Origin of the sequence: Rhizobium ruizarguesonis (genome assembly GCF_017357285.1) — a bacterium.
Taxonomy (GTDB): domain Bacteria; phylum Pseudomonadota; class Alphaproteobacteria; order Rhizobiales; family Rhizobiaceae; genus Rhizobium; species Rhizobium ruizarguesonis.
This window is the reverse complement of the sequence record NZ_CP071678.1, coordinates 3,145,336-3,165,132: the sequence shown is the minus strand read 5'-3', so window position 1 is coordinate 3,165,132 and position 19,797 is coordinate 3,145,336. Positions and strand designations below refer to the sequence as shown.

The 19,797-nt window shown below is 61.7% G+C and carries 22 protein-coding genes, 1 pseudogene and 1 riboswitch; of the genes and pseudogenes, 14 read left to right on the top strand and 9 right to left on the bottom strand.

Annotated features, from left to right (window positions below; translation table 11 throughout):
• Positions 1-184: 184 nt before the first annotated feature.
• Entirely contained in the window at positions 185-397 is a 213-nt protein-coding gene (locus J3P73_RS15720; RefSeq protein ID WP_003560596.1) for a hypothetical protein, read from the top strand.
• A 124-nt stretch (positions 398-521) separates the two neighbouring features.
• Here J3P73_RS15720 and ftsZ read toward each other — a convergent pair whose 3' ends face one another.
• The 3 genes from ftsZ to J3P73_RS15705 form a co-directional block, all read right to left on the bottom strand.
• Entirely contained in the window at positions 522-1,541 is a 1,020-nt protein-coding gene (gene ftsZ / locus J3P73_RS15715) for a cell division protein FtsZ (protein ID WP_003560594.1), read from the bottom strand.
• A 288-nt stretch (positions 1,542-1,829) separates the two neighbouring features.
• Entirely contained in the window at positions 1,830-3,200 is a 1,371-nt protein-coding gene (locus J3P73_RS15710) for a sensor histidine kinase (protein ID WP_024322480.1), read from the bottom strand.
• Entirely contained in the window at positions 3,197-3,865 is a 669-nt protein-coding gene (locus J3P73_RS15705; protein ID WP_024322479.1) for a response regulator transcription factor, read from the bottom strand. The genes J3P73_RS15710 and J3P73_RS15705 overlap by 4 nt, the downstream gene beginning before the upstream one ends.
• A gap of 135 nt (positions 3,866-4,000) precedes the next feature.
• Here J3P73_RS15705 and J3P73_RS15700 point away from each other — a divergent pair, with 135 nt between their 5' ends.
• Both J3P73_RS15700 and J3P73_RS15695 read left to right on the top strand, forming a co-directional pair.
• The gene (locus J3P73_RS15700; protein WP_024322478.1) at positions 4,001-4,489 is read left to right on the top strand and encodes a hypothetical protein; all 489 of its coding nucleotides are present in this window, start codon (positions 4,001-4,003) and stop codon (positions 4,487-4,489) included.
• Between the two features lie 70 nt (positions 4,490-4,559).
• Positions 4,560-5,027, top strand: a complete 468-nt coding sequence (locus tag J3P73_RS15695; protein WP_024322477.1) for a hypothetical protein — start codon at positions 4,560-4,562, stop codon at positions 5,025-5,027.
• Between the two features lie 261 nt (positions 5,028-5,288).
• On the opposite strand, the gene J3P73_RS15690 is transcribed toward J3P73_RS15695, so the two are convergent.
• Positions 5,289-5,705, bottom strand: coding sequence for a hypothetical protein (locus J3P73_RS15690; RefSeq protein WP_130692136.1), 417 nt, complete (start codon positions 5,703-5,705; stop codon positions 5,289-5,291).
• A 114-nt stretch (positions 5,706-5,819) separates the two neighbouring features.
• Between J3P73_RS15690 and J3P73_RS37575 the strand changes: the two genes are divergently transcribed.
• Together J3P73_RS37575 and J3P73_RS37570 are read left to right on the top strand one after the other, a co-directional pair.
• Positions 5,820-6,479: a hypothetical protein gene (locus J3P73_RS37575; RefSeq protein WP_245002679.1), complete on the top strand. Its 660-nt coding sequence runs from the start codon at positions 5,820-5,822 to the stop codon at positions 6,477-6,479.
• Positions 6,476-6,958: a hypothetical protein gene (locus tag J3P73_RS37570; protein ID WP_245002678.1), complete on the top strand. Its 483-nt coding sequence runs from the start codon at positions 6,476-6,478 to the stop codon at positions 6,956-6,958. Before J3P73_RS37575 ends, J3P73_RS37570 begins: the two co-directional genes overlap by 4 nt.
• 326 nt (positions 6,959-7,284) lie before the next feature.
• Here J3P73_RS37570 and J3P73_RS15680 read toward each other — a convergent pair whose 3' ends face one another.
• Positions 7,285-8,271 (bottom strand): aldo/keto reductase, encoded by a 987-nt coding sequence (locus tag J3P73_RS15680; RefSeq protein ID WP_024322474.1) that lies wholly within the window; start codon positions 8,269-8,271, stop codon positions 7,285-7,287.
• 176 nt (positions 8,272-8,447) lie between these two features.
• Positions 8,448-8,984: an ATP-binding protein gene (locus J3P73_RS15675; protein WP_024322473.1), complete on the bottom strand. Its 537-nt coding sequence runs from the start codon at positions 8,982-8,984 to the stop codon at positions 8,448-8,450.
• A 485-nt stretch (positions 8,985-9,469) separates the two neighbouring features.
• On the opposite strand from J3P73_RS15675, the gene J3P73_RS15670 reads away from it, so the two are divergent.
• From J3P73_RS15670 to J3P73_RS15660, 3 genes are all read left to right on the top strand, one after another.
• On the top strand, positions 9,470-9,850 hold the full coding sequence (locus J3P73_RS15670; RefSeq protein WP_207579659.1) for a VOC family protein: 381 nt from the start codon (positions 9,470-9,472) through the stop codon (positions 9,848-9,850).
• A 45-nt stretch (positions 9,851-9,895) separates the two neighbouring features.
• A complete protein-coding gene (locus tag J3P73_RS15665; protein WP_024322471.1) occupies positions 9,896-10,378 on the top strand; it encodes a cupin domain-containing protein in 483 nt (160 codons plus the stop codon).
• A 426-nt stretch (positions 10,379-10,804) separates the two neighbouring features.
• Positions 10,805-11,752, top strand: coding sequence for a hypothetical protein (locus J3P73_RS15660; RefSeq protein WP_130692132.1), 948 nt, complete (start codon positions 10,805-10,807; stop codon positions 11,750-11,752).
• Between the two features lie 52 nt (positions 11,753-11,804).
• On the opposite strand, the gene J3P73_RS15655 is transcribed toward J3P73_RS15660, so the two are convergent.
• The gene (locus tag J3P73_RS15655) at positions 11,805-12,356 is read right to left on the bottom strand and encodes a DUF805 domain-containing protein (protein ID WP_130664790.1); all 552 of its coding nucleotides are present in this window, start codon (positions 12,354-12,356) and stop codon (positions 11,805-11,807) included.
• Between the two features lie 286 nt (positions 12,357-12,642).
• Between J3P73_RS15655 and blh the strand changes: the two genes are divergently transcribed.
• The gene (blh, locus tag J3P73_RS15650) at positions 12,643-13,923 is read left to right on the top strand and encodes a bifunctional sulfur transferase/dioxygenase Blh (protein ID WP_130692130.1); all 1,281 of its coding nucleotides are present in this window, start codon (positions 12,643-12,645) and stop codon (positions 13,921-13,923) included.
• 31 nt (positions 13,924-13,954) lie between these two features.
• On the opposite strand, the pseudogene J3P73_RS15645 reads toward blh, so the two are convergent.
• Positions 13,955-14,101: pseudogene (locus tag J3P73_RS15645) on the bottom strand (type II toxin-antitoxin system VapC family toxin); the annotation flags it as partial.
• Positions 14,102-14,217: 116 nt separating this feature from the next.
• Positions 14,218-14,473, top strand: a riboswitch (cobalamin riboswitch).
• 176 nt (positions 14,474-14,649) lie between these two features.
• On the opposite strand from J3P73_RS15645, the gene J3P73_RS15640 reads away from it, so the two are divergent.
• From J3P73_RS15640 to J3P73_RS15625, 4 genes are all read left to right on the top strand, one after another.
• Entirely contained in the window at positions 14,650-15,666 is a 1,017-nt protein-coding gene (locus tag J3P73_RS15640) for an ABC transporter substrate-binding protein (protein ID WP_130664788.1), read from the top strand.
• A gap of 5 nt (positions 15,667-15,671) precedes the next feature.
• Complete coding sequence (locus J3P73_RS15635) at positions 15,672-16,703, top strand: FecCD family ABC transporter permease (protein ID WP_029768217.1); 1,032 nt, start codon at positions 15,672-15,674, stop codon at positions 16,701-16,703.
• Positions 16,700-17,464, top strand: coding sequence for an ABC transporter ATP-binding protein (locus J3P73_RS15630; RefSeq protein ID WP_024322461.1), 765 nt, complete (start codon positions 16,700-16,702; stop codon positions 17,462-17,464). Before J3P73_RS15635 ends, J3P73_RS15630 begins: the two co-directional genes overlap by 4 nt.
• Positions 17,465-17,562: 98 nt before the next feature.
• Entirely contained in the window at positions 17,563-18,126 is a 564-nt protein-coding gene (locus J3P73_RS15625; protein WP_075224011.1) for a hypothetical protein, read from the top strand.
• On the opposite strand, the gene J3P73_RS15620 is transcribed toward J3P73_RS15625, so the two are convergent.
• Complete coding sequence (locus tag J3P73_RS15620) at positions 18,123-18,620, bottom strand: HIT family protein (RefSeq protein WP_130655826.1); 498 nt, start codon at positions 18,618-18,620, stop codon at positions 18,123-18,125. The genes J3P73_RS15625 and J3P73_RS15620 overlap by 4 nt on opposite strands.
• 221 nt (positions 18,621-18,841) lie before the next feature.
• Here J3P73_RS15620 and J3P73_RS15615 point away from each other — a divergent pair, with 221 nt between their 5' ends.
• Positions 18,842-19,765 (top strand): MYG1 family protein, encoded by a 924-nt coding sequence (locus J3P73_RS15615; RefSeq protein WP_024322459.1) that lies wholly within the window; start codon positions 18,842-18,844, stop codon positions 19,763-19,765.
• The last annotated feature ends 32 nt before the right edge of the window (positions 19,766-19,797 follow it).

Below are 19,797 nucleotides of genomic sequence, written 5' to 3'. Positions count from 1 at the left end.
AACATGGATGGCGGCCGACGCCTTCAGCCGGCCGCGTGGACCGGTTTCGGCCGATGAATTGGAACCATGAACCCGCCATGCTGTTTACCTGGAAGGCGCAGAAGCGCCGATAACGGGGATGCCGATTGCCGGCCAACCCGGTAATGACGATCGGCCTTTCGGTTCGCCTATGGAGGAGCACGACATGCAAACGACCCGATCGAAAGAACTGGCGGACGAATACCTGCGGCTTGGCGGCAAACGGCTGGCCAAGATCGATGACAATATCGTCAAGATCCGCCACTGGGATGATGACACGCCGGAGGCCGAGGCCTTCTGGCAGAAGCACATTGAGCCGCTGGATGACAAGCGCCGCGTAGAGGTCGAAACGCACCTTCCCACGATCAACGACAGGTGATCGCGAATCAACGACCGGTGATCGCGGCGATTTCCCCGGAGCGCAGGTCATTGAAGCACGACAGCGCCGCGCGTCTGAAAAGACGCGGCAGGCTGTTGTGCTCGGATATGTCGCGCCGCTGCGCTTACTGCAGCGTGCGCGTCTGAACCTGCTCGGCGGCGTGAGGCGCGGATGCGGGCAGGGGGCTGCCTTCGAGGCCGGTCGCCACCACCGAGACACGGAACTTGCCGTCGAGGCTGCGGTCGAAGATCGCGCCGACGACGATATCGGCGTCTTCCTGGACTTCGTCGCGAATGCGGCTTGCCGCCTCGTCCACTTCGAACAGCGTCATATCCGAACCGCCGGAGATCGAGATCAGCACGCCCCTGGCGCCCCGCATCGAGATATCGTCGAGAAGCGGGTTGGCAATTGCTGCTTCCGCCGCCTTCATCGCGCGGCTTTCACCGGAGGCTTCGCCGGTACCCATCATCGCACGGCCCATGCCTGACATGACCGACTTCACGTCGGCAAAATCGAGGTTGATAAGGCCTTCCTTGACGATCAGATCGGTTATGCAGCCGACGCCGGCATAGAGCACGCGGTCGGCCGTCATGAAGGCATCGGCGAACGTCGTTTTTGCATCAGCAATGCGAAAGAGGTTTTGATTGGGAATAACGATGACCGTATCGGCCGCCTGGCGAAGCGCCTCGATGCCGATTTCCGCCATCCGCATGCGGCGGTTGCCTTCGAAGGTAAAGGGCTTGGTGACGACGCCGACCGTCAGGATGCCGGCGGCACGCGCAGCGCGGGCGATGACAGGTGCAGCACCCGTGCCCGTTCCACCGCCCATGCCGGCGGTGACGAAACACATGTGCGAGCCGGCCAGGTGATCCATGATCTCATCGAGCGACTCTTCGGCAGCCGCATGGCCGACCTCAGGCAGCGAACCGGCGCCGAGACCCTCCGTCACATTCGCGCCAAGCTGGATGCGGCGCGTCGCCTTGGAGGTGGCCAGCACCTGAGCATCCGTGTTTGCGGCGACGAATTCGACGCCTGCCAGCTTTTCCGCGATCATATTGTTGATCGCATTGCCACCACCACCACCAACGCCGATGACTGTAATATGCGGCCGTAGTCCAGAAATGCCGCTCTTGGCGTCCGTCATCGCGCTCTCCTTTGATGTTTCGTTCATGCCCACCCTCGTTTGCGGACGGCGAATCGGGCGTCAGGATACTCGAGCAACAAGGCAGAGGCGAGGCGAAAGACGTGTCAGCGGGAGCGGCGGTGACCGGGAAGGGGCTGGGTTGCTGCTTTGAGGGAGGTGCATCAGAGAAGGTCGAGCGTTGTGGAGATGACGAGTATCGGCCGCCAGCCCTCGGAATTCGCCGTTCAAGGGACTGGCATGGAGATGGGCGATATCCATCTTCACCGCCCGATCAAACCACCCAAAATCCTACTCCACCGATCGCACCGTCACCGGCAAACACAGCACACTCCGTAACCCCATCACCCCATTTACCTCCAACACCAACGACCCGCCGTAAAGCCCCGCGAGTTCGTTGACGATACTCAGCCCAAACCCGTTGCCCGGCACGTGTTCGTCCTCACGCACACCCGGCAGCAGCACGGCGGCGAGGCGGTCCTGTGGTATCCCCGGCCCGTCGTCCTCGATGGTGATGCGGGCGGTCGGGCCGTCGCGGCGGGCGCGGACGGTGACGCGGGAGGCGGCCCATTTGAAGGCGTTGTCGATCAGGTTTCCGAGCATTTCCTCGACATCGCTTTCGTCGCAGGCGACGCGCAGGCCCTCTGATATATCGGTATCGAAAGCGATCTTGCGCTCGGCGTGGATCTGGCTGATCGCCCGGTGGAGATCGGCGACCGAGGCCGCCGCGTCGGTGCTGGCGACATTGTCTGATGAGGCCATCACCCGGCGGGCGGCGGCGAGGTGATGCTTGATCCTGTTGTCGATCCGGGCTGCGAGGCCGCGCAAAGCGCCCTGCTGATCGTTTTTCTCGTCGAGCGCCAGCAGCAGGCTCGCCACCGGCGTCTTCAGGCCATGGGCGAGGTTGGCGAACTGCATGCGTGTCGCTGCTAGCCGCTCTTCATTGGCGGCCAGCAGCGCATTGGTTTTCAGCGACAGCGGTGCAAGCTCGACGGTTGCCTCATCGGGCAGGCGAGCGCGTTCTCCCCGGTTGATGGCATCGATATTGGCGGCCATGGATTTCAGCGGGCTGAGGCCGAAGCGGATCTGCCAGAGCGTGCCGGCCATCAGCACGAGCCCCAGTAGCAGCATGCAGGGAACCAGCCAGAAGAGGGCGCCGAGCGCCGGGCCGACAAGGGCGATCATCGGCGCCGTCGCGGTGATCGTCAGCGTCATGCCGTCGATGCTGCGGATGGCCTGGCGAAGATAGAGCGGTCCTCTTCCGCGATCACCGCCCATGCCTGATGTCGGCATGCCCATCAGCACATGGCGCAGATCCTGCCGGGGCGGCGGTGCGTCTATCGTGCCGTTCATCAGGGAGCGCGAGGGCAGGCGCTGCCCTGCACCATCGATCTGCCAGTACCAGCCGGAGGAGGGGCGATCGAAGGGCGGCGCATCGAGCGGCGCGGACAAGGTGATCCTGCCTTGTGCGTCGCGCGTCACCGCGCCGGCAAGGGCGCCGATCTGGATGTCCAAACGCTGGTCGATCTGCTCGCGCACCACCGTTTTCAGCGCCAGCCAGAGCACGATGGCGGCGATGAGGAGCGCCAGCGTCACGAAGATGCCGGAGAACATCAGCAGCCGCCCGGCGATCGATCTCGGTTTGAGGGACGGGTCGTTCATGGCGCCACTGCTGCCGTCAGCATATAGCCGCGGCCGCGCACCGTTTCGATGCTGCTGGCCCCAAGCTTCTTGCGCAGGCGGGCGATGATGACCTCGATGGAATTGGAGTCGACTTCGGCATCGCCGTCATAGACGCGCTCGGTCAGTTCGCGCCGGTCGACGATCATCTCCTTGCGCAGCATCAGGCAGGAGAGCACCCGCCATTCCAGCGCTGTCAGCTTCAGCGGCAGGCCGTCGAGCTCGAAGGTGCCGAGCTGGGCATCGAAGACCAGCGCGCCGCAGACGAGCCGCGAGGCGGCGTGACCGGACGCCCGGCGCACCAAAGCGCGCAGGCGAAGCACCAGTTCCTCCACCTTGAAAGGTTTGGCGAGGAAATCGTCGGCGCCGGCCTTGAAGCTCGAGACCTTGTCCGGCCAGCCATCGCGCGCCGTCAGCACCAGAACCGGCAGGTTGCTGTCGCCCTCGCGCCAGCCCTTCAGCACGCTGACGCCATCGATCTTCGGCAGGCCGAGGTCGAGGATCGCGACATCGAAGAGTTCGGTGAGGCCCGCATGGAGAGCGTCCTCGCCGTTGCGCGCGATGTCGACGACGAAATTCTCCGATCGCAGCACGGCGGCGATCCGGCCGCTCAGGTCTTCGTCATCTTCGACGAGCAATACGCGCATGGGGCAGGGCTTTCACTTCAGGGAACGGGCCGAAACTATCGGGCCGAGCTTAACTCAATCTGAACGGAGAGGTTCAGGCAGGCGAGGGGGCGGGGCGGCTAGAGTGCCGCCACTACTGAAGCAAGGAGCAGATATATGCCTGATGAAGACCAGGACAACGGACATCCCGAGGGCGCAGCGACGCCCGTGCCGCCAGGACAGCGCCGGCGCCGGCTGGCGATCCCCGCGATCGCGGCCGCCGTGGCGCTTGTCGTCGGTGCTGCCGGGGGCGCGAGCGCCGTGAAGATGATGCGTCCCGCGCCCGAGATGGCGCCGCTGACGCCGGTGGCGATTTCGGCCATGCCGGCCACCAGCCTCGTCACCATCAAGGGCAAGGTCGCCGAGATCTACGGCAACAAGTTCGTGCTGCAGGACGACAGCGGCAAGGCGCTTGTTGAAACCGGCCGGGCCGGCGAGGATGGCGCTCTCGTCACAAAGGACGAAGCCGTCACTGTGCAAGGACGCTTCGATGACGGCTTCGTGCATGCGAGCTACCTTGTTCGTCAGGATGGACGAACCGAAGCGCTGCGTCCGCCGAAAGGCCCGCCGCACAGACGATTTGCAGATTTCGATCACAGGCCCTGACAGGCGTGAACCAAAGCCGCGCTGCGGTGTTTACCCACGCAGTTGATATCTCCGACACAGGAACGTTCCCATGCAAAGACTTCTTCTCTCAGGCATTGCCCTTGCCGCGCTCGCCGGCGTCGCTTTCGCGCAACAAACGCCCATCCCGCCATCGGCCGGCACTCCGCCCGCCGCGGCCGAGCCCAGCACACCGCCTTCGCCGCCGCCGCCAGCGCCTCCGTCTGCCTCCGGTGACGATGGGTCGATGATGGATGGGCCGATGATGGACCGGCCGGACGCGAGAGAACGTCCCGATCGCCCCGATCGCCAATGGCATGGCCCGAGAGGCGAGATGGGCTTCGGCGGTGAGGGCGGCTTCCGTGGCGACAGGGGCTTCCGCGGTCATCGTCCGATGCTCCCGCCGCCCTCCAAGGCCGCCCATTTCCGCATCGAGGACGGCAACACCAAGATCGACCTGAAATGCGCCGAGGACGAACCGATGAAGGCCTGCGCCGATCTGCTGCTCCAGGTGATGGACCGCTTGCAGGGGCAGGACTGATCATCTGCGCTTGAGGCGGATTCCGGATGATGATGCGGTTGCCTGCGTCTTCTAGCGGGCGATTGCAGTTTGACGCGAACACCATCCCTTTTCCGTCAGTCAGGCCTTGTGCCGAGGATCTGCGGCACCGGCTGTAGATGCTCGGGACAAAGCCCGAGCATGACGGAGGAGGGGTTGGCGCGTTTTCTCGCGGGCGGCTTTGCCGACTTCTCGGGAACCGTGGCTTGGTGCGGCTGACCGCTATCCGACCTTAATGGCCTGCTATTTGATGACGTTCACGTTCAACACCATCTCCTTGATCTCCCCGTCTCCAACAGGGAACCTGACAACGAACCTGTCATCGCCGATGTAGCCTGGCTTTGATGTATAATAACCAGCAACGCCTCCCACCTTGACCGTCCGGCATTTTGCCAGTTTTCCCTTTGCTTCGTGGGGAAATATCGGTTCATGGACAATCTGGAGACGCCCATGCTTGGGCTGCTCGATGATATGCGTAGGCGGGTAATCGGCGAGGCTGCAATCGCTGTGGATACGCCAGACTTGGCCCGCTCTCGTCCTTTCACTACTGCGTACCGTTAATGATGCGGACTCGCGTCTGAAGCTGTCGGAGGTTGTCGTGCAGCTCGAAAGCGAAATCACCGCCGCTACCGAAATCAAGTACATAAAGATATTTTGCACTATAAATCCTCAACTTTTGCTAGAATGAATATTGGGTTCTTCTCAGGATTCAATCAGGGTGCAAAGCCTTGATCCGGCAATTTTCCTGCTTGCAAACATCGGCGAGGTGCAATCTTGAAAAGACGTCTCGTGGCGTGGGTCTTTCTTATCGTGGCAGGTGCGGGGGTACTCCCGGCCGGCACCAGTGATGCCGGTGGCGTCCCTTTTTCCGCCAGCCTGAATGTTCCTGACTACAAGGCTTCGATGACCGTCCGAGATCCCTATCCTTTCCATGATAAGCCGAAAGAATATTCGCGCTCGGTCTTTCATCACGATGGCTGGACCCGGGTCGAAGAGATCCAAGGCAATGAGACAAATATCGCCTATGGAAGCGCCCTTGATAACGTCGTGTTATGGACGAGAAGGTTCGGCGACGAAGATTTTACGAGGGTCGACATCGACAAGACCAAGCCGCGGGAAGCGAGGGAAACCGGGGATGCAGACAATCAGGCCGGTGAAAGTTGCAAATGGTCGGAGATCACCAGCAAAGGCTCGCAGGATGGACCGATCTGGCTCAGCTGCCTGTCAGGTGACGGCATTGAAATTGGCGAAAAGGTCTTGTTCAGTAGCAAGGAGCTCATGACCGAAACGCGATTGGTCAGGCTCGAGCGAAAACCTGTTGCGGATTACGAAGTCAGGCCCCCGAAGAGGCTATTCGATCCCGGGTTCTGGCTGAAGCCGTTCAGGGACTATCCAGATAGGCCGCAGATCGCGTCGACTTTGAAGCCAGAATGACCGGCATGCACTCAGACCTCAGAATCCTCAGGCATTATCCCTGGCAATCCGAAGAGCGTCGCGGCAAGGACGGATCGGTGCGGTTCACGGTTTGGAACGACCTCGAAAACCAGGGAATCAACCTCATTTACTCCAAGCGCGAATATAGTCTTCAAGCTTTCCGCTCGCCGCTTGATCCCGCACAACCGTTCAATCAACTCGACGCTGAAAGAGGTCAGGCCGACTTGAAACGTAGAGATAATCACCTTGATGAATCCTGCGCCTGGTTCAACATGACGCCCGACTCTGCAGACGCGGGCAGAATGGAATGTTTGACGCCGGACGGCGTGCCCCTGAAAGTCGACGCTTGGGCTTGGGGTGGGGACGGTGAAATCTACACCGCCGCCGAGCTCAAACGCCGCCCTGTCGACCTCAAGGAAATGCTGCCGCCGCGCGAATTGATCGAGCCCTCGGCGTGGGGATTTACGGTCGGGGACTGAGGGCGCCGCTCCCTGCATCCATCGGATGCCGGAACGCCCGCCTCGTCCTTCGAGGCCCCTGCGGGGCACCTCAGGATGAGGCTCTCTTTGGCGTTGGCGGACGGCCCACTGGCGCGAGACGGTGGCGCAACGGGAGCCGGGAGACATTCTCTCACGCTCATTGTTGGGTGCGGCATCCTCCAATGGCCCTCATGCTGAGGCGCGCAGCCCATAGGGCGGAGCCTCGAAGGACGTGCTGCAATGCTGCTTCCAGCATCCACCGGCCCCGGCGCACCCGAGAGACGAGGATGTTCGTGCTGACGCATCGAACGATCGGTGTCGTCGGCTCACCGCGTGACGCGGGCTGCAGAGGTTGCGGAGTAGCGGTCGCCGTGGATTTCGATGCCAGAAAAGACCGCGTCGATCTCGGCCAGTTCTTCCGATCTGAAGGCGATGTCGGCGGCGGCGATATTCTCTTCCAGCCGGTGCAGCTTGGTGGTGCCGGGAATGGGGACGATCCAGGGTTTGCGGGCCATCAGCCAGGCGATGGCGATCTGGGCTGCGGTGGCGTTTCTGCGGGCGGCGATCGCCTCGATCGCATCGACCACCGGCTGGTTTGCCTTGCGGTTTTCGGCCGAAAGGCGCGGATTGGTCTTGCGGTGGTCGTTGCCGCCTTCGAAACTGGTGTTTTCGTCCATCTTGCCGGCCAGAAACCCGCGGCCGAGCGGGCTATAGGGCACGAAGCCGATGCCGAGTTCTTCGACGACGGGCAGGATTTCCCGTTCCGGGTTGCGCCACCAGAGCGAATATTCGCTTTGCAAGACGGTGACCGGCTGGACCGCATGGGCGCGGCGGATAGAGCCGGCATCAGCTTCGGATAGGCCGAAATGCAGCACTTTGCCGGCGCCAATCAGATCCTTCACCGTGCCCGCCACCTCTTCGATCGGCACGTCAGGGTCGACCCGATGCTGGTAGAAGATATCGATGCGATCGGTGCGAAGCCGCTTGAGGGCTTCTTCGACGACCACACGGATGCGTTCCGGCCGGCTATCCAGGCCGACTTCCGGCCGGCCATCCCTAAAGCCGAATTTCGTCGCGATCACCACCTCATCACGGATCGGCGCCAGCGCCTCGCCGACGAGATCCTCATTGGTGAACGGCCCGTAGGCCTCTGCCGTGTCGAAGAAGGTCACGCCCCGCTCATGCGCCGCCCGCAAGAGTGCAATGGCATCGCCGCGCTCCATCGCCGGCCCGCGATGATAGTTCAGCCCCATGCAGCCGAAACCGATTGCCGATACGTCAGGGCCTCTTTGGCCCAGCTTGCGTTTGATCATGCGGATGTCCTCCTCAGGTTTGATCGTAACCTAAGGGCAAAGGTTGGTATCGATTAGCCGGTGATATCGGCATGGGCTTATGAGTTGGGTTCATGAATGTCACCCGGCGAACTGTGAAGCGGCGAACTGCAAAGGGCGGCGAGGGCGCGTCTGCGCTGAAGGTCGATGGCTTGGCGTCATGACGCCAGCCGGAAGGCTCCGCTTTGCACGGCTTGGATAACGGCGCCCAGCGTCTCCTTCCTGTCGTGCCCATCCGTCGACAGAACATGTCGCTCAAACGCACCCAGCGATGAGAACTGTCGATGGAGCTCTGCAATAGGGCCGGGATCGGTCAGCGTGTTGCCGCCACGCTCCCGGCAGCGCCGGATGGCGACATCGAGCGGCGGACGCAGAATCACGTAGTGGAGGGGTGCCGCGATTTTCCGGAACGGTTCCAGGAACCACGGCCCGACGATGCCGTCCACGACGACGAAGTAGCCGCCGCCGGCATAGCCTGCCGCCGCCTTCGTCAACACGTCGACGACAACGATATTCTGTTCATGTGCTTCCGGCAGATAGGGCGGGATCACGCCGTTCTTGATGAAATGCCAGAAGTCGTCGGAATGAAGATGGACCTTCGGCGGGCCGGGCTCGCTGGCGAGCGCCTCGGCCGTCGTGGTTTTTCCCGAGCCCGGCGGCCCGGTGAGAATGAGAACTTCGCCCGTGTGGTTCATAGCATGGCAATTTCGCACGAAGCAGCATCGTTTCGCAATTAGCCGATAGGGGGTCGGCAATAGCCCGGCATGACCCCCTTCGTTCCGAAGAAGAAGCCGCTGAAGCGGCAGCTACTCCGGTAGCCCCGCCATCCTGAGAGCCTCGATATATCGATTGCGATCGTCCGGTCGCCGGAATGGTGGCAGTACGTCGGCGAGATTGGAAAGTCGGAGGGCCGGTCCTTCAGGCACAGGCGTGATTGTTTCCCGGGCTTGTGTTCCTCCCAGGATGGAATGCCGACCGATTTTCAGTATGTGCAGCCTCGTCAATGATTGGCGGGGCTTTTGCCGTCTGCCGGGCAGGTGGCTGCGGGTGTGGGCGAGTCCGCTCTGTTTGGGCAGGGACTGCTGATCTGGCATTCACCCTTCGCCATCACAGTCGTCTGTTTTTCCGCCGCGGCGATTTCGACTATGATGGGACGCTGGAACGATAGGGAGGGCACGGCATGATCGATCATATCACCATCGCAGTGAGTGACCTTGAGAGGAGCAAATTGTTCTATGAGCGCGCTTTCGAACCTCTGGGTTATCGCCTCTCCTTCGGGAAGGAGGGCGTGTTCTGGGCCTTCGATGTCGGCGGCAGCCTGTTCGAGATCCAGCACACCGACGATAAGCCGCCTCTGACGCGTGTGCACGTTGCCTTTCGGGTTCGGAGCAGGGCGGAGGTCGAGGCGGTTTATCAGACCGCGCTCGAAGCCGGCGCCCGGGACAATGGCGCGCCCGGCCCGAGGCCGGAATATGAAGAGAACTACTATGCCTGCTTCGTTCTCGATCCCGACGAATACAATATCGAAGCGATGCTCAATGAGCGGGCGCCGCAAGGGTGAGGTGCAGGGCTCCGCTCACAGAATGCAATCGAGGGGGAAGTGGATATGTCCAGTTTCAGGAACGCCGTCGTCTCTTTGCCCGGCAAGGAGCGCGTGGCGAGCACGCCCTTCGGCGCGAGGATCGTCATCCATGCCACGGCCGCCGAGACCGGCGGCGCGTTCGGGATGTGGGAAACCTTCACGCCGCCAGGTCATGGTCCCGCCCCGCACACGCACACCCGGGAGACGGAATTCTTTCGGGTCATCCGCGGGCTCTATCGATTCCAATGCGGCGACGAGGCGTTCGACGCGCCTGTGGGAACCGTCGTCGTTCTGCCGCCACATGTACCCCACAGCTGGCGAAACATAGGCGAGGAACCCGGCCAGATGTTCGGCACGGTCAGGCCAGGCGGCTGCGAGCAAATGTTCCTCGATATCGAGGCTTTTGGTGCCGATACGCCTGAGAAAATCGCGGTGATCGAAGCGCGACTGGGGATCATCAACGACATCACGCTGGCGCTCGGATTGACAGGCCCGCAACCGCGCTGATCGATCATCAGGGTGTCGATCGGATCCTCAGCCGGTGGCCGTCTTCAGACTTTGCGGCCAGAGGTCGAGAGGACCGAGCGGCGTTTTGCTCCAGTCGCGAGTCTGGATCAGCCGGCCAATTTCCCCGCCACCGACAGGAAAGCGAGCTGTGAGTGGCTGAGGGGATTCGGAATCCAAGGCTCGCTCCAAATTTTGATGGTCTTGCTAATTAGCTCATACTTTGATTTTTTCCACCCATGGGTGTCACGGCTTCTTGTATCAATGTTGCGGCCACGCGGAGCGCGCCGGCGGCGCAATCTTGCGGCTGACGCTTCTACACCCGCAGCGGATCTCGCTCGCATTCCCGATACCACTTGAGGCTGAAATTTCCCAGTTGTTTACGAGCCGCTGGTACTCGTCGGCATCAAAGCGTTGGAGCCGCCGCTGATGATCCGATTGACGACACCATCGAGAGTGTTTTTTGCCATCACTGCAGTCGCCTATTTCCTCCAGATGGTGCCTGTCGTCAGCGAGATTCTGTTTTTTCTCGCGGTTATGGCCTGGCCGATCTTGCTGCTCAATCTCGGCTTTCTGGCGATGATTTTTGAATCGGCCTTCGGCGAGTCTCCGAGAATTCTGCTGATCTTTCCGGCGCTCTGGTTCGGTGGAAACGCGGCTGCCGCAACCTTGAGCCAGATCCGCCTGTCGGACCTGCGATCCGAAGTCGAACGTATGAACGAGGGCAAGACGGTGAGCTTCGATCCCGCGTCTCAGACGGTGGTGTTTGACGGAGAGGAAGCCATGTCCGGCGTCGCGTCCCGTCTGGTGGGGAGTTACGACGCCCCCGTCGCCTTTGCGCGGCAGACAGGCGGGAGCAAATTGCTGGCCTTCACAATGGGTGGTCGCGACATTTGCCAGAAAGCATGGGACCGGCGAAGCGGCTTATGGAAAAAGGATATATCGCCCTCCGGATATCAGGAGAACAATAAACTCGTTCATGGCCTCTGCGTCATCCGATACCCGGCCGCACCCCCGCCAAGCCGGATCGCGGTCAAATCCAGGGCCTATCAAAAATCGGAGGGTTTCCTGCTTCCCTTCGAATTGAAGGAATTCACGTTGACCGATGCCAGCGGTAAATCAGTGAGCGTCTATGCCGGAACCGCGCAGACCTTGAGCTGGTATCCGTTGCCCATATTGGGCTGCTCCTACATCGAGAAACCGCACCTGAAATGCTATGAGTATGTCTTCAGGCTTTCGGCAGACCCGGTTGGCGGTCGAGCTTCCCGTGAGAGCGACTTACCGGTTGACGTCATTGCCCGCGCATTGGGCCTTGAAAAGGCTCCCGCCAGCACTCGTGCTGCAAAAATCAACGCGGACAGGACCGATCTTCCTTAAGGGTTCGGTTACCGGTCGAGGACGTTCGTGCCGTGGCATCGAACGATCGACGTCACTGTCCTTCCATTCCCCGGCGTCCAAATGCAGGTCTTGCGCCATTGACCTGAGGTCTGGGAACGTCGGTCGTCGTCACGCGATGCCTAGGTGCCACGGGCGGTTCGCGTCGCTGGGGCTCATCGGTATCAGGGGATGTCCAAGTGAAACGATAATCGCTCGGGCAAAACAGGAGTGACGCATTCAATGTAAAATTGGCGATCTTGGCGATTGTGGAGAATGCCGATACAGCGGCAGAGCCGGAAAAAAGCAGCGCGACGAAAAAAACAAAGATGTTGAGTGAGATCACTCCCAACAGAATGGGCTTCGGCTTGAAACCCATGTCGCGTATTCTTGCAGCTTGCAAGCTGTAGCTAACCCACAGAAGGGGCGGTCCGCACAGGATCCCCAGCGCAATCAAGACCGTGAAGAAGTCCTTGGTGCCCTGCTGCCTCATCACCAGCAGAACAGCAGCTAGCACTGCGCCGAAGACAAGGCCGATGCATGTGCTCGTGCAGAAATACTGCAGCCTTGCCACCCGCCCACGGAAAGAGAAAAGCACATCCAGCATTCGATCCCCCTTTTTTACGCGATATATCGAAGGGTGTTTTCGAACCTCTGAAAGACATCGGTAAAATCTGATCGAAAGGGTGTGTGTTGGGCGAGGGGGGGGGGAACGATACACGTCAGGATGGACGGGAGTTGGGCTGCGTCTCCCGCCGGCGTCGTCAGGCTCTTCAGGCCGGCGACGGGCACGGAGGAATACCAAGCGCCTATTCTTGCGTTCGGCAATATACTTGTGAGATTGTATCGATATACGTGCGATAATGCCTGGTGCGGGCAGCGCGGGGGCTTCGATGACATCCGTGAGGGTCAATGAGTTGATATCGGTGGCGGGGCAGCCCGACGCCGCAGGTTTTGCCGCTTTCGCGGCGGATGGCTTTGCCGCCGTCATCAATGCCCGGCCGGATGGCGAGGAGCCGGAGCAGCCGGGCAATACGGCGGAAAAGGCTTCCGCCGCCGCCGCCGGACTCACCTACAGCTTCGTGCCGGTGAAGGGGACCGAGATCACCGAAGCCGATATCCGTGCCTTCCAGGCGGCGATGGCCGAGGCCAAGGGACCGGTCGTCGCCCATTGCAAGAGCGGCACGCGGGCGCTGACCCTCTATGCGCTGGGCGAGGTGCTCGACGGGCGGATGAAGCCCGGGGAAGTCGAAGCTTTTGGTCAAAACCTCGGCTTCGATCTCGCCGGCGCGCGCCGCTGGCTGGAAAAGCGGTCAGGGCAGGCGGCTGATGTGAAGGCCTTCTTCGAGCCCCGCACCTGCAGTGTGCAATATGTCGTTTCCGACCCGGCGACGAAACGCTGCGCCATCATCGACCCGGTGCTCGATTTCGACGAGATGTCGGGGGCGACGGGGACGGCCAATGCCGACGCCATCCTTGCTCATATCAAAAGTGAAGGGCTGACGGTCGAGTGGATCCTCGACACGCATCCGCATGCCGATCATTTCTCCGCCGCGCATTATCTGCATGAGAAGACCGGCGCGCCGACGGCGATCGGCGCCCATGTCACCGACGTGCAGACGCTCTGGAAGGAGATCTACAACTGGCCGGCGCTTAAAACCGACGGCTCGCAATGGGACCGGCTGTTTGCCGATGGCGATACGTTCGAGATCGGTGCGCTTAAAGCCCGCGTGATGTTTTCGCCCGGCCATACGCTTGCCTCGATCACCTATGTAATCGGCGACGCCGCCTTCGTGCACGACACAGTGTTCACGCCGGATTCCGGCACGGCGCGCACAGATTTCCCAGGCGGAAGTGCTGCCGCCCTCTGGCACTCGATCCAGGCCATCCTGTTGCTGCCCGAGGAGACCCGGCTCTTTTCCGGCCACGATTACCAGCCGGGCGGCCGCCACCCGCGCTGGGAAAGCACAGTGGCGGCGCAGAAGCGCGCCAATCCGCATATTGCGGGCATCGACGAGGCCGGTTTCGTGGCGCTGCGCCAGGCGCGCGATCGTACGCTGCCCAAGCCGAAGCTGATGCTGCACGCGTTGCAGGTGAATATCCGCGGCGGGCGGCTGCCCGAGCCGGAAGGGAATGGCAGGCGGTATTTGAAGATTCCGCTGGATGCGTTGTAGGGGCGGCGGGCGCTGGCAATCGCCGTATCGTTCAAAGCGCGCTTTCCACATCGGTCATGACGAGGTCGTCGCCGACAAACAGCAGCCGGCACCCATGTTCCCGAGCCACCTCGTAGGCGAAGCAATCGCCGAAATTCAGGCTGGCGGGATGGGCGCCTTTGCCCCAGGTGCTGTTCGCCAAGCCGCGACCGGCAGTTCGCGCACCGAACGGCGGCGTGAAGCCATACGCGCGATATATTTATCTGCTGGCGGCATGGCGCCTTCGGAATAATCATTGACGGCGCGCGGGCAGGCGACGTAACTGGGTGCGACGGTTCCCTAAAGATGACTCCAAGGGGATTAATAGGGAACACGGTGAGGACGACCCAGCAGGGACCGAGACCGTGGCTGCCCCCGCAACTGTAAGCGGATTGTCGATCATCTCAGGAGTGGCCAGCGACTGGCCACCTCTGAAGGGCTCATGGCCCTGCCACTGCAAGATATTGCGGGAAGGCGGATGAAACGACGGATATCCGCAAGCCAGGAGACCTGCCGTCAATCACGATCCAATCAACCGGGCGGGGATGCCCGGACAAGGAACAGATATGATTGACCTGCTGAACCTTCGCCGAATTCCGGCATGCATCCGTCTCGATTGGGCCTCCTGCGGCTAGTGCGCCTAAGCGTGCTTTCGGTCCGCGCATATGCGCGGAACGGCCGTGATTTTTCCCTTCATCGAGGTTTTCCATGCGCCAGATTCTCGCCACCATGACATTTGCCTTCGGGCTCGCCGGCCTTGCTGCACCAAGCCTTGCCGCGACCCAGTATCCCTTGACCGTGACCAATTGTGGTCAGCAGGTGACCTTCGAAAAGGCGCCGTCCAAAATCGTTTCGATCGGCCAGGGCATGACGGAAGTGCTCTTCTCGCTCGGCCTTGCCGACAAGATCGCCGGAACGGCCGTCTGGGTCGGTCCCGTCCTGCCGCAATATGCCGAGGCCAACAGCAAGATAAAGCGACTTGCCGACAACGACCCGAGCTTCGAATCCGTCGTCGGGCAGGAGCCCGATCTGGTGGCGGCCGAGTTCGAATGGCATGTCGGCGCACAGGGCTCGGTCGGCAAGCGGGAGCAGTTCAAGGATCTCGGGATCAATACCTATCTGGCGCCGGCCGATTGTGTCGCCAAGGTCAACACCGATGGCGGCGACGGCGTGCGTGGGGAATTGTTCACGATGGAGCTGATCTACCGGGAAATCGCCGAGCTCTCGGAGATCTTCGACGTGAAGGAACGCGGTGATGCGCTGATTTCGGAATTGAAAAAGCGCGAGGCGGATGCCGTCGCTTCGATATCAGGCGCCTCGGGCAAGAACCTGCCCATCGTCTTCTGGTTCTCCAGCAAGGAGGTCAATGGCGACGCCTTCATCGCCGGTAAAAACAGCGCGCCCGCCTATATTCTGAAGACGATCGGCGCGAAGAACGTCATCACCACGGAAGAGGAATGGCCGCTGGTCGGTTGGGAAACCATCGCCCAGGCGAACCCGGCGGTGATCGTGCTCGCAACCATGGACCGCCGCCGCTACGCGGCTGACGATCCCAAGGTCAAGGTCGATTTCCTCGAGAACGATCCTGTGACCAAGGAGCTGGATGCGGTCAAAAACAAGCACTTCGTGATGATGGACGCACAATCAATGAACCCGACGATCCGTACGATCGACGGCATCGAGACATTGGCGAACGGCATCAAGTCCTTCGGCCTGGCGCAGTGAGGGCAATGTCGGTCAGGCAACAGGGATGGTGGGCGCTTGCCGCGCTCACCATGGCCGCACTTCTCCTGCTCGGGCTGATGATCAGCCTTGCCGTTTCCATCGGCGAGATCGCAATTCCCGTTGCGACGACGGCGGAAGCGGTTTCGAACCGGCTGTTCGGAACGCATTTCGAGCTCAGCCGCATCCACCAGGGCATCGTCTGGGATTATCGTCTGAGCCGCGCGCTCGTCGCCGCCAGCGCCGGCGCATCGCTCTCGCTTTGCGGTGCGATCCTGCAGGCACTGCTGCGTAATCCGCTGGCCGAACCTTACGTGCTCGGCATTTCCGCCGGCGCTTCGACGGGAGCCGTCTGCGTGATGATCCTCGGCTTCGGCTACGGTGTTCTCGGCCTGTCGAGCGGCGCCTTCATCGGTGCGGCCATCGCCTTTCTGCTTGTCGGCTTCCTGGCGACGGGTGCGGGGGGAACCGGCGAGCGCATCATCCTGTGTGGCGTCGCCGGTTCGCAGCTCTTCAGTGCACTCACCTCCTACATTGTGACGACATCGGCGAATGCCGAACAGGCGCGCGGCATCCTGTTCTGGCTGCTGGGTTCGCTCAGCGGCGTGCGCTGGCCGGATGTCTATCTGTCGGTGCCGATCGCGCTTGCCGGCTTCATCATCTGCATGGCCCATGTGCGGGCGCTCGACGCCTTCGCTTTCGGCACGGATGCCGCCGCCTCGCTCGGCATTGCCGTACGCCGCGTCCAAATCGTGCTGTTCGCCATGACGGCGGCGATGACGGCAAGCGTCGTCAGCATGGTGGGTTCGATCGGCTTCGTTGGCCTCGTCATCCCCCACGCCGCCCGCTTCCTCGTCGGGCCGGCGCATAGGCGGCTGCTGCCGGCAACGGCGCTTGGCGGCGCGATCTACATGGTCGGCGCCGATATCGTCTCGCGCATCATCATCCCGCAGCAGATCCTGCCGATCGGGGTCGTCACCGCACTCTTCGGCGCACCGGCTTTCGCCGTCATCCTCTATCGTGTGCGGGGGAAGGCATGAGCATCAGCGTCGATGAGGTGAGCTTTGCCGCCGGCGATACCGTCATCGTCAACGGCGTCAGCCTGACGGTGGAAAGGGGCAAGGTGCTCGGGCTGCTCGGGCCGAACGGTTCCGGCAAATCGAGCCTTCTCAGATTGATCTGCCGGCTGCGCAAGGTTCGCAGCGGCATCATCAGGCTGGGCGACGACGACATTTCCTCGCTGTCGCGCGCAGCCCTTGCGCGTCGCGTCGCCTTCGTCGAGCAGCAATCGACGACCGATACGCAATTGACCGTACGCGACGTGGTGCGGCTTGGCCGCACGCCGCATCGCGGGCTGTTGTCGTCCTGGGGCGCCGGAGACGACGCCGCCGTCGACGAGGCCCTGTCGCGGACGGGCATGCGGGAGAGGGCGGGCCAGCTCTGGCAAACGCTGTCGGGCGGCGAGCGCCAGCGCGTCCATATTGCCCGATCGCTGGCACAGGCGCCGAGCGAACTGCTGCTCGACGAGCCGACCAACCATCTCGATATCCAGCATCAGCTCGACATTCTCTCGCTGATCTCAAAGCTCGGCATCACCTGCATCGTCGCGCTGCACGATCTCAACCTGGCGGCTATGTTCTGCGACAGGCTGGCGGTGCTTCAGAAAGGCGAGGTCATTGCCTCCGGCGCGCCGGAGGAGGTGCTGACGGAGGATATGATCGGCCGGGTCTTCGGCGTTCGCGCCCATGTCCAGAAATCGGCCGTGCATGGCCGGCATCACATCCAATACGTCATGGATTGACGGATGGCCGGGAATTTCGGTCTCAAGGAGGAGGTATGGCTCGCTAGCCTTTTTCCCGGACTGGCGTATTATTTCTTGCGGTCGAATGGAGTTCCGAGATGCTCGAACGAAATCAGCTTCCCCTGCGCCCTGTCGCACCCGGCTTTGCTGTCGCCTGGGTGGCCATCATTTCAGGTGCGAGCGTTGCCCTCAGCCTGCTTTTTGCCTGTGTCACGCCCTTCGTGGCGTTGGCGGCGGTATCGGCGGTCATTCTTCCCCGGCGGATGGCGGCGACGGCTGTTCTGCTGGCCTGGCTCGCCAACCAGATGGTCGGATATCTCGTGCTCGGTTATCCCCAGACCTGGGACAGCTATGCCTGGGGTCTGGCGATCGGTATCGCGGCATTTGCATGCCTGGCTACGGCGCTCCTGGTACTTCGTCTCTCGGCCGATCTTACCGTCACGATGGTCGGCGCCTTCATGGCCGGGTTCGTTGCCTATGAAGGCGTGCTGTTTGCCGCAACAGTGGTGCTTCCGTCCGGCGAGGGCGCGTTTTCGGCAGCGGTGGTCGCTGATATTCTGTTGATCAATTCTCTCGCGGCGATCGGGCTCATCTGCCTGCATGCCGGCGCGGCAGCCGGCCGTGCGCTCGTCGCAGGACAGTCGGGACCGATGTTGTCTTAGGCTTGAGGCGCCGGAAACCGCATTGTCTCCCGCAGCAGCTCGATGGCCTCTGAGACCGATGGCCCTTTGACCGGTGGCGGCTCTGCGCGTTCGCAGAACTCGCGCCAGACAAACAGCGTCAGTTCCGCGCCATCCGTGGCGGTTTCTCCCGGTCCCTCTGCGAAATTCTCGAGCAAGCGATATCGACTGTCCTTCCAGAACAACTCCTCCACCCAGTCATATATCGGGATCACATGAAAATGGATCGGGTAACCAGGCGTGTGCCCGTATCGGCCGATATAGACGCGCTGAGCATTCAATTGCTGTTTCAAGGTACTCTGAGCCCTTGCAAGTAATGGGCCGAATTCGGCCAAAGCATCTTCGGACAAATCCGACAGATCGTTGGTGTCGGTCTTGGAGCTGATCATGAGGTAACCGGGAAGGGCAGAATTGATGCGGTGGTTCACAAGCCATCCGGCCGTCTCGACAATGTGAAAGTGCTGAGGGATCTCCACGGACTTACTCCTGATGCACCCTTCAGGGGCTTCGATGAATCCTTCTAGAGGCCGGTATCTCGGTGACATGAGAAAGGACGCTGTAACACATTGGATTGCTGCATCATTTTATTCTTAAATCGACTCCGATTTAAGGTATGGGTTGAGATAGCAGCCGGCAACGGTTATTTGGTGCCGACCTGCAAGCGGACTCTCCGCGAACGACAAGGCGCATAGCTCCTATGATCCCCGATTTCCTCGTCACCCATTCCGGTGGCTTTCATGCCGACGAATTGCTGTCGAGCGTCATCCTGACCCGGCTTTTCCCGCAGGCGCGAATTGTCCGCAGCCGTGCGCCGGAGTGGATCACGCCGGGCGAAGACCGGATCATTTATGATGTCGGCGGAGCCTATGATCCTGCTGCCGGGATATTCGATCACCACCAGCGCGCCGCGCCGCTACGCGACGATGGCCAGCCCTACAGCTCGTTCGGCCTGATCTGGAAGCATTACGGCCGTGATTATCTGGCAGCCTCCAGCCTTCCCGAAGCACATGTGGAAGCGATGCATGGCTCTTTCGACGCCAGCTTCGTGCTGCCGATCGATCTGACCGACAATGGCGCGTTTAGCCCGTCGGGGCCGCTGGCCGGGCTGACACTGCCGGCGCTGCTGGAGACCCTGAAACCGGTTTTCGACGAGACGGCCCCTGACGCCGACGATCGCGCCTTCCACGCGGCCCTTGCCATTGCCCGCAGTTTCGTCGAGGCCAGGATTGCCCAGAGTGCTGCAAAATTGCGGGCCGAGGCGATCGTGCAGCGGGCAATCGAGGCTGCGGGGCAGGGGCGTGTTCTGGAATTGCCGAGGGGAATGCCCTTCCGTCCCGCCATCGTCAAGGCGGGCGCCGATCACCTGCTGTTCGTCGTCCACCCGCGCGAAAAGGACTGGTGCGTGACCGGCATCCGCCGCGCCGAGGACGGGTTCGAGCTCCGAGCCGACCTGCCGGCAGCCTGGGCCGGTCTCGCCAATGGTGAGCTGGAGGCGGCTTGTGGAGTAGAGGGCGCGAGCTTCTGCCACAACGGCCGCTTTATCGCCGCCGCCAGGACCCGCGAGGCCGCTCTCGCCATGGCCGAGTTGGCGGTAGAAGAGGCGCTTTCGATCGGGACGTAGTCAAATGGCGGCTGCTGGGGTGGCGCGAGACC

What these genes read in the sequence shown, in the direction of transcription:
- J3P73_RS15705 (WP_024322479.1), bottom strand. Translation starts at nt 3,865, where the DNA reads ATGCGCGTATTGCTCGTCGAAGATGACGAAGACCTGAGCGGCCGGATC.
- J3P73_RS15695 (WP_024322477.1), top strand. Translation starts at nt 4,560, where the DNA reads ATGCAAAGACTTCTTCTCTCAGGCATTGCCCTTGCCGCGCTCGCCGGC.
- J3P73_RS15660 (WP_130692132.1), top strand. Translation starts at nt 10,805, where the DNA reads ATGATCCGATTGACGACACCATCGAGAGTGTTTTTTGCCATCACTGCA.
- J3P73_RS15665 (WP_024322471.1), top strand. Translation starts at nt 9,896, where the DNA reads ATGTCCAGTTTCAGGAACGCCGTCGTCTCTTTGCCCGGCAAGGAGCGC.
- J3P73_RS15630 (WP_024322461.1), top strand. Translation starts at nt 16,700, where the DNA reads ATGAGCATCAGCGTCGATGAGGTGAGCTTTGCCGCCGGCGATACCGTC.
- ftsZ (WP_003560594.1), bottom strand. Translation starts at nt 1,541, where the DNA reads ATGACGGACGCCAAGAGCGGCATTTCTGGACTACGGCCGCATATTACA.
- J3P73_RS15720 (WP_003560596.1), top strand. Translation starts at nt 185, where the DNA reads ATGCAAACGACCCGATCGAAAGAACTGGCGGACGAATACCTGCGGCTT.
- J3P73_RS15615 (WP_024322459.1), top strand. Translation starts at nt 18,842, where the DNA reads ATGATCCCCGATTTCCTCGTCACCCATTCCGGTGGCTTTCATGCCGAC.
- blh (WP_130692130.1), top strand. Translation starts at nt 12,643, where the DNA reads ATGACATCCGTGAGGGTCAATGAGTTGATATCGGTGGCGGGGCAGCCC.
- J3P73_RS15700 (WP_024322478.1), top strand. Translation starts at nt 4,001, where the DNA reads ATGCCTGATGAAGACCAGGACAACGGACATCCCGAGGGCGCAGCGACG.
- J3P73_RS15680 (WP_024322474.1), bottom strand. Translation starts at nt 8,271, where the DNA reads ATGATCAAACGCAAGCTGGGCCAAAGAGGCCCTGACGTATCGGCAATC.
- J3P73_RS15675 (WP_024322473.1), bottom strand. Translation starts at nt 8,984, where the DNA reads ATGAACCACACGGGCGAAGTTCTCATTCTCACCGGGCCGCCGGGCTCG.
- J3P73_RS37570 (WP_245002678.1), top strand. Translation starts at nt 6,476, where the DNA reads ATGACCGGCATGCACTCAGACCTCAGAATCCTCAGGCATTATCCCTGG.
- J3P73_RS15655 (WP_130664790.1), bottom strand. Translation starts at nt 12,356, where the DNA reads ATGCTGGATGTGCTTTTCTCTTTCCGTGGGCGGGTGGCAAGGCTGCAG.
- J3P73_RS15625 (WP_075224011.1), top strand. Translation starts at nt 17,563, where the DNA reads ATGCTCGAACGAAATCAGCTTCCCCTGCGCCCTGTCGCACCCGGCTTT.
- J3P73_RS15640 (WP_130664788.1), top strand. Translation starts at nt 14,650, where the DNA reads ATGCGCCAGATTCTCGCCACCATGACATTTGCCTTCGGGCTCGCCGGC.
- J3P73_RS15635 (WP_029768217.1), top strand. Translation starts at nt 15,672, where the DNA reads ATGTCGGTCAGGCAACAGGGATGGTGGGCGCTTGCCGCGCTCACCATG.
- J3P73_RS15670 (WP_207579659.1), top strand. Translation starts at nt 9,470, where the DNA reads ATGATCGATCATATCACCATCGCAGTGAGTGACCTTGAGAGGAGCAAA.
- J3P73_RS15710 (WP_024322480.1), bottom strand. Translation starts at nt 3,200, where the DNA reads ATGAACGACCCGTCCCTCAAACCGAGATCGATCGCCGGGCGGCTGCTG.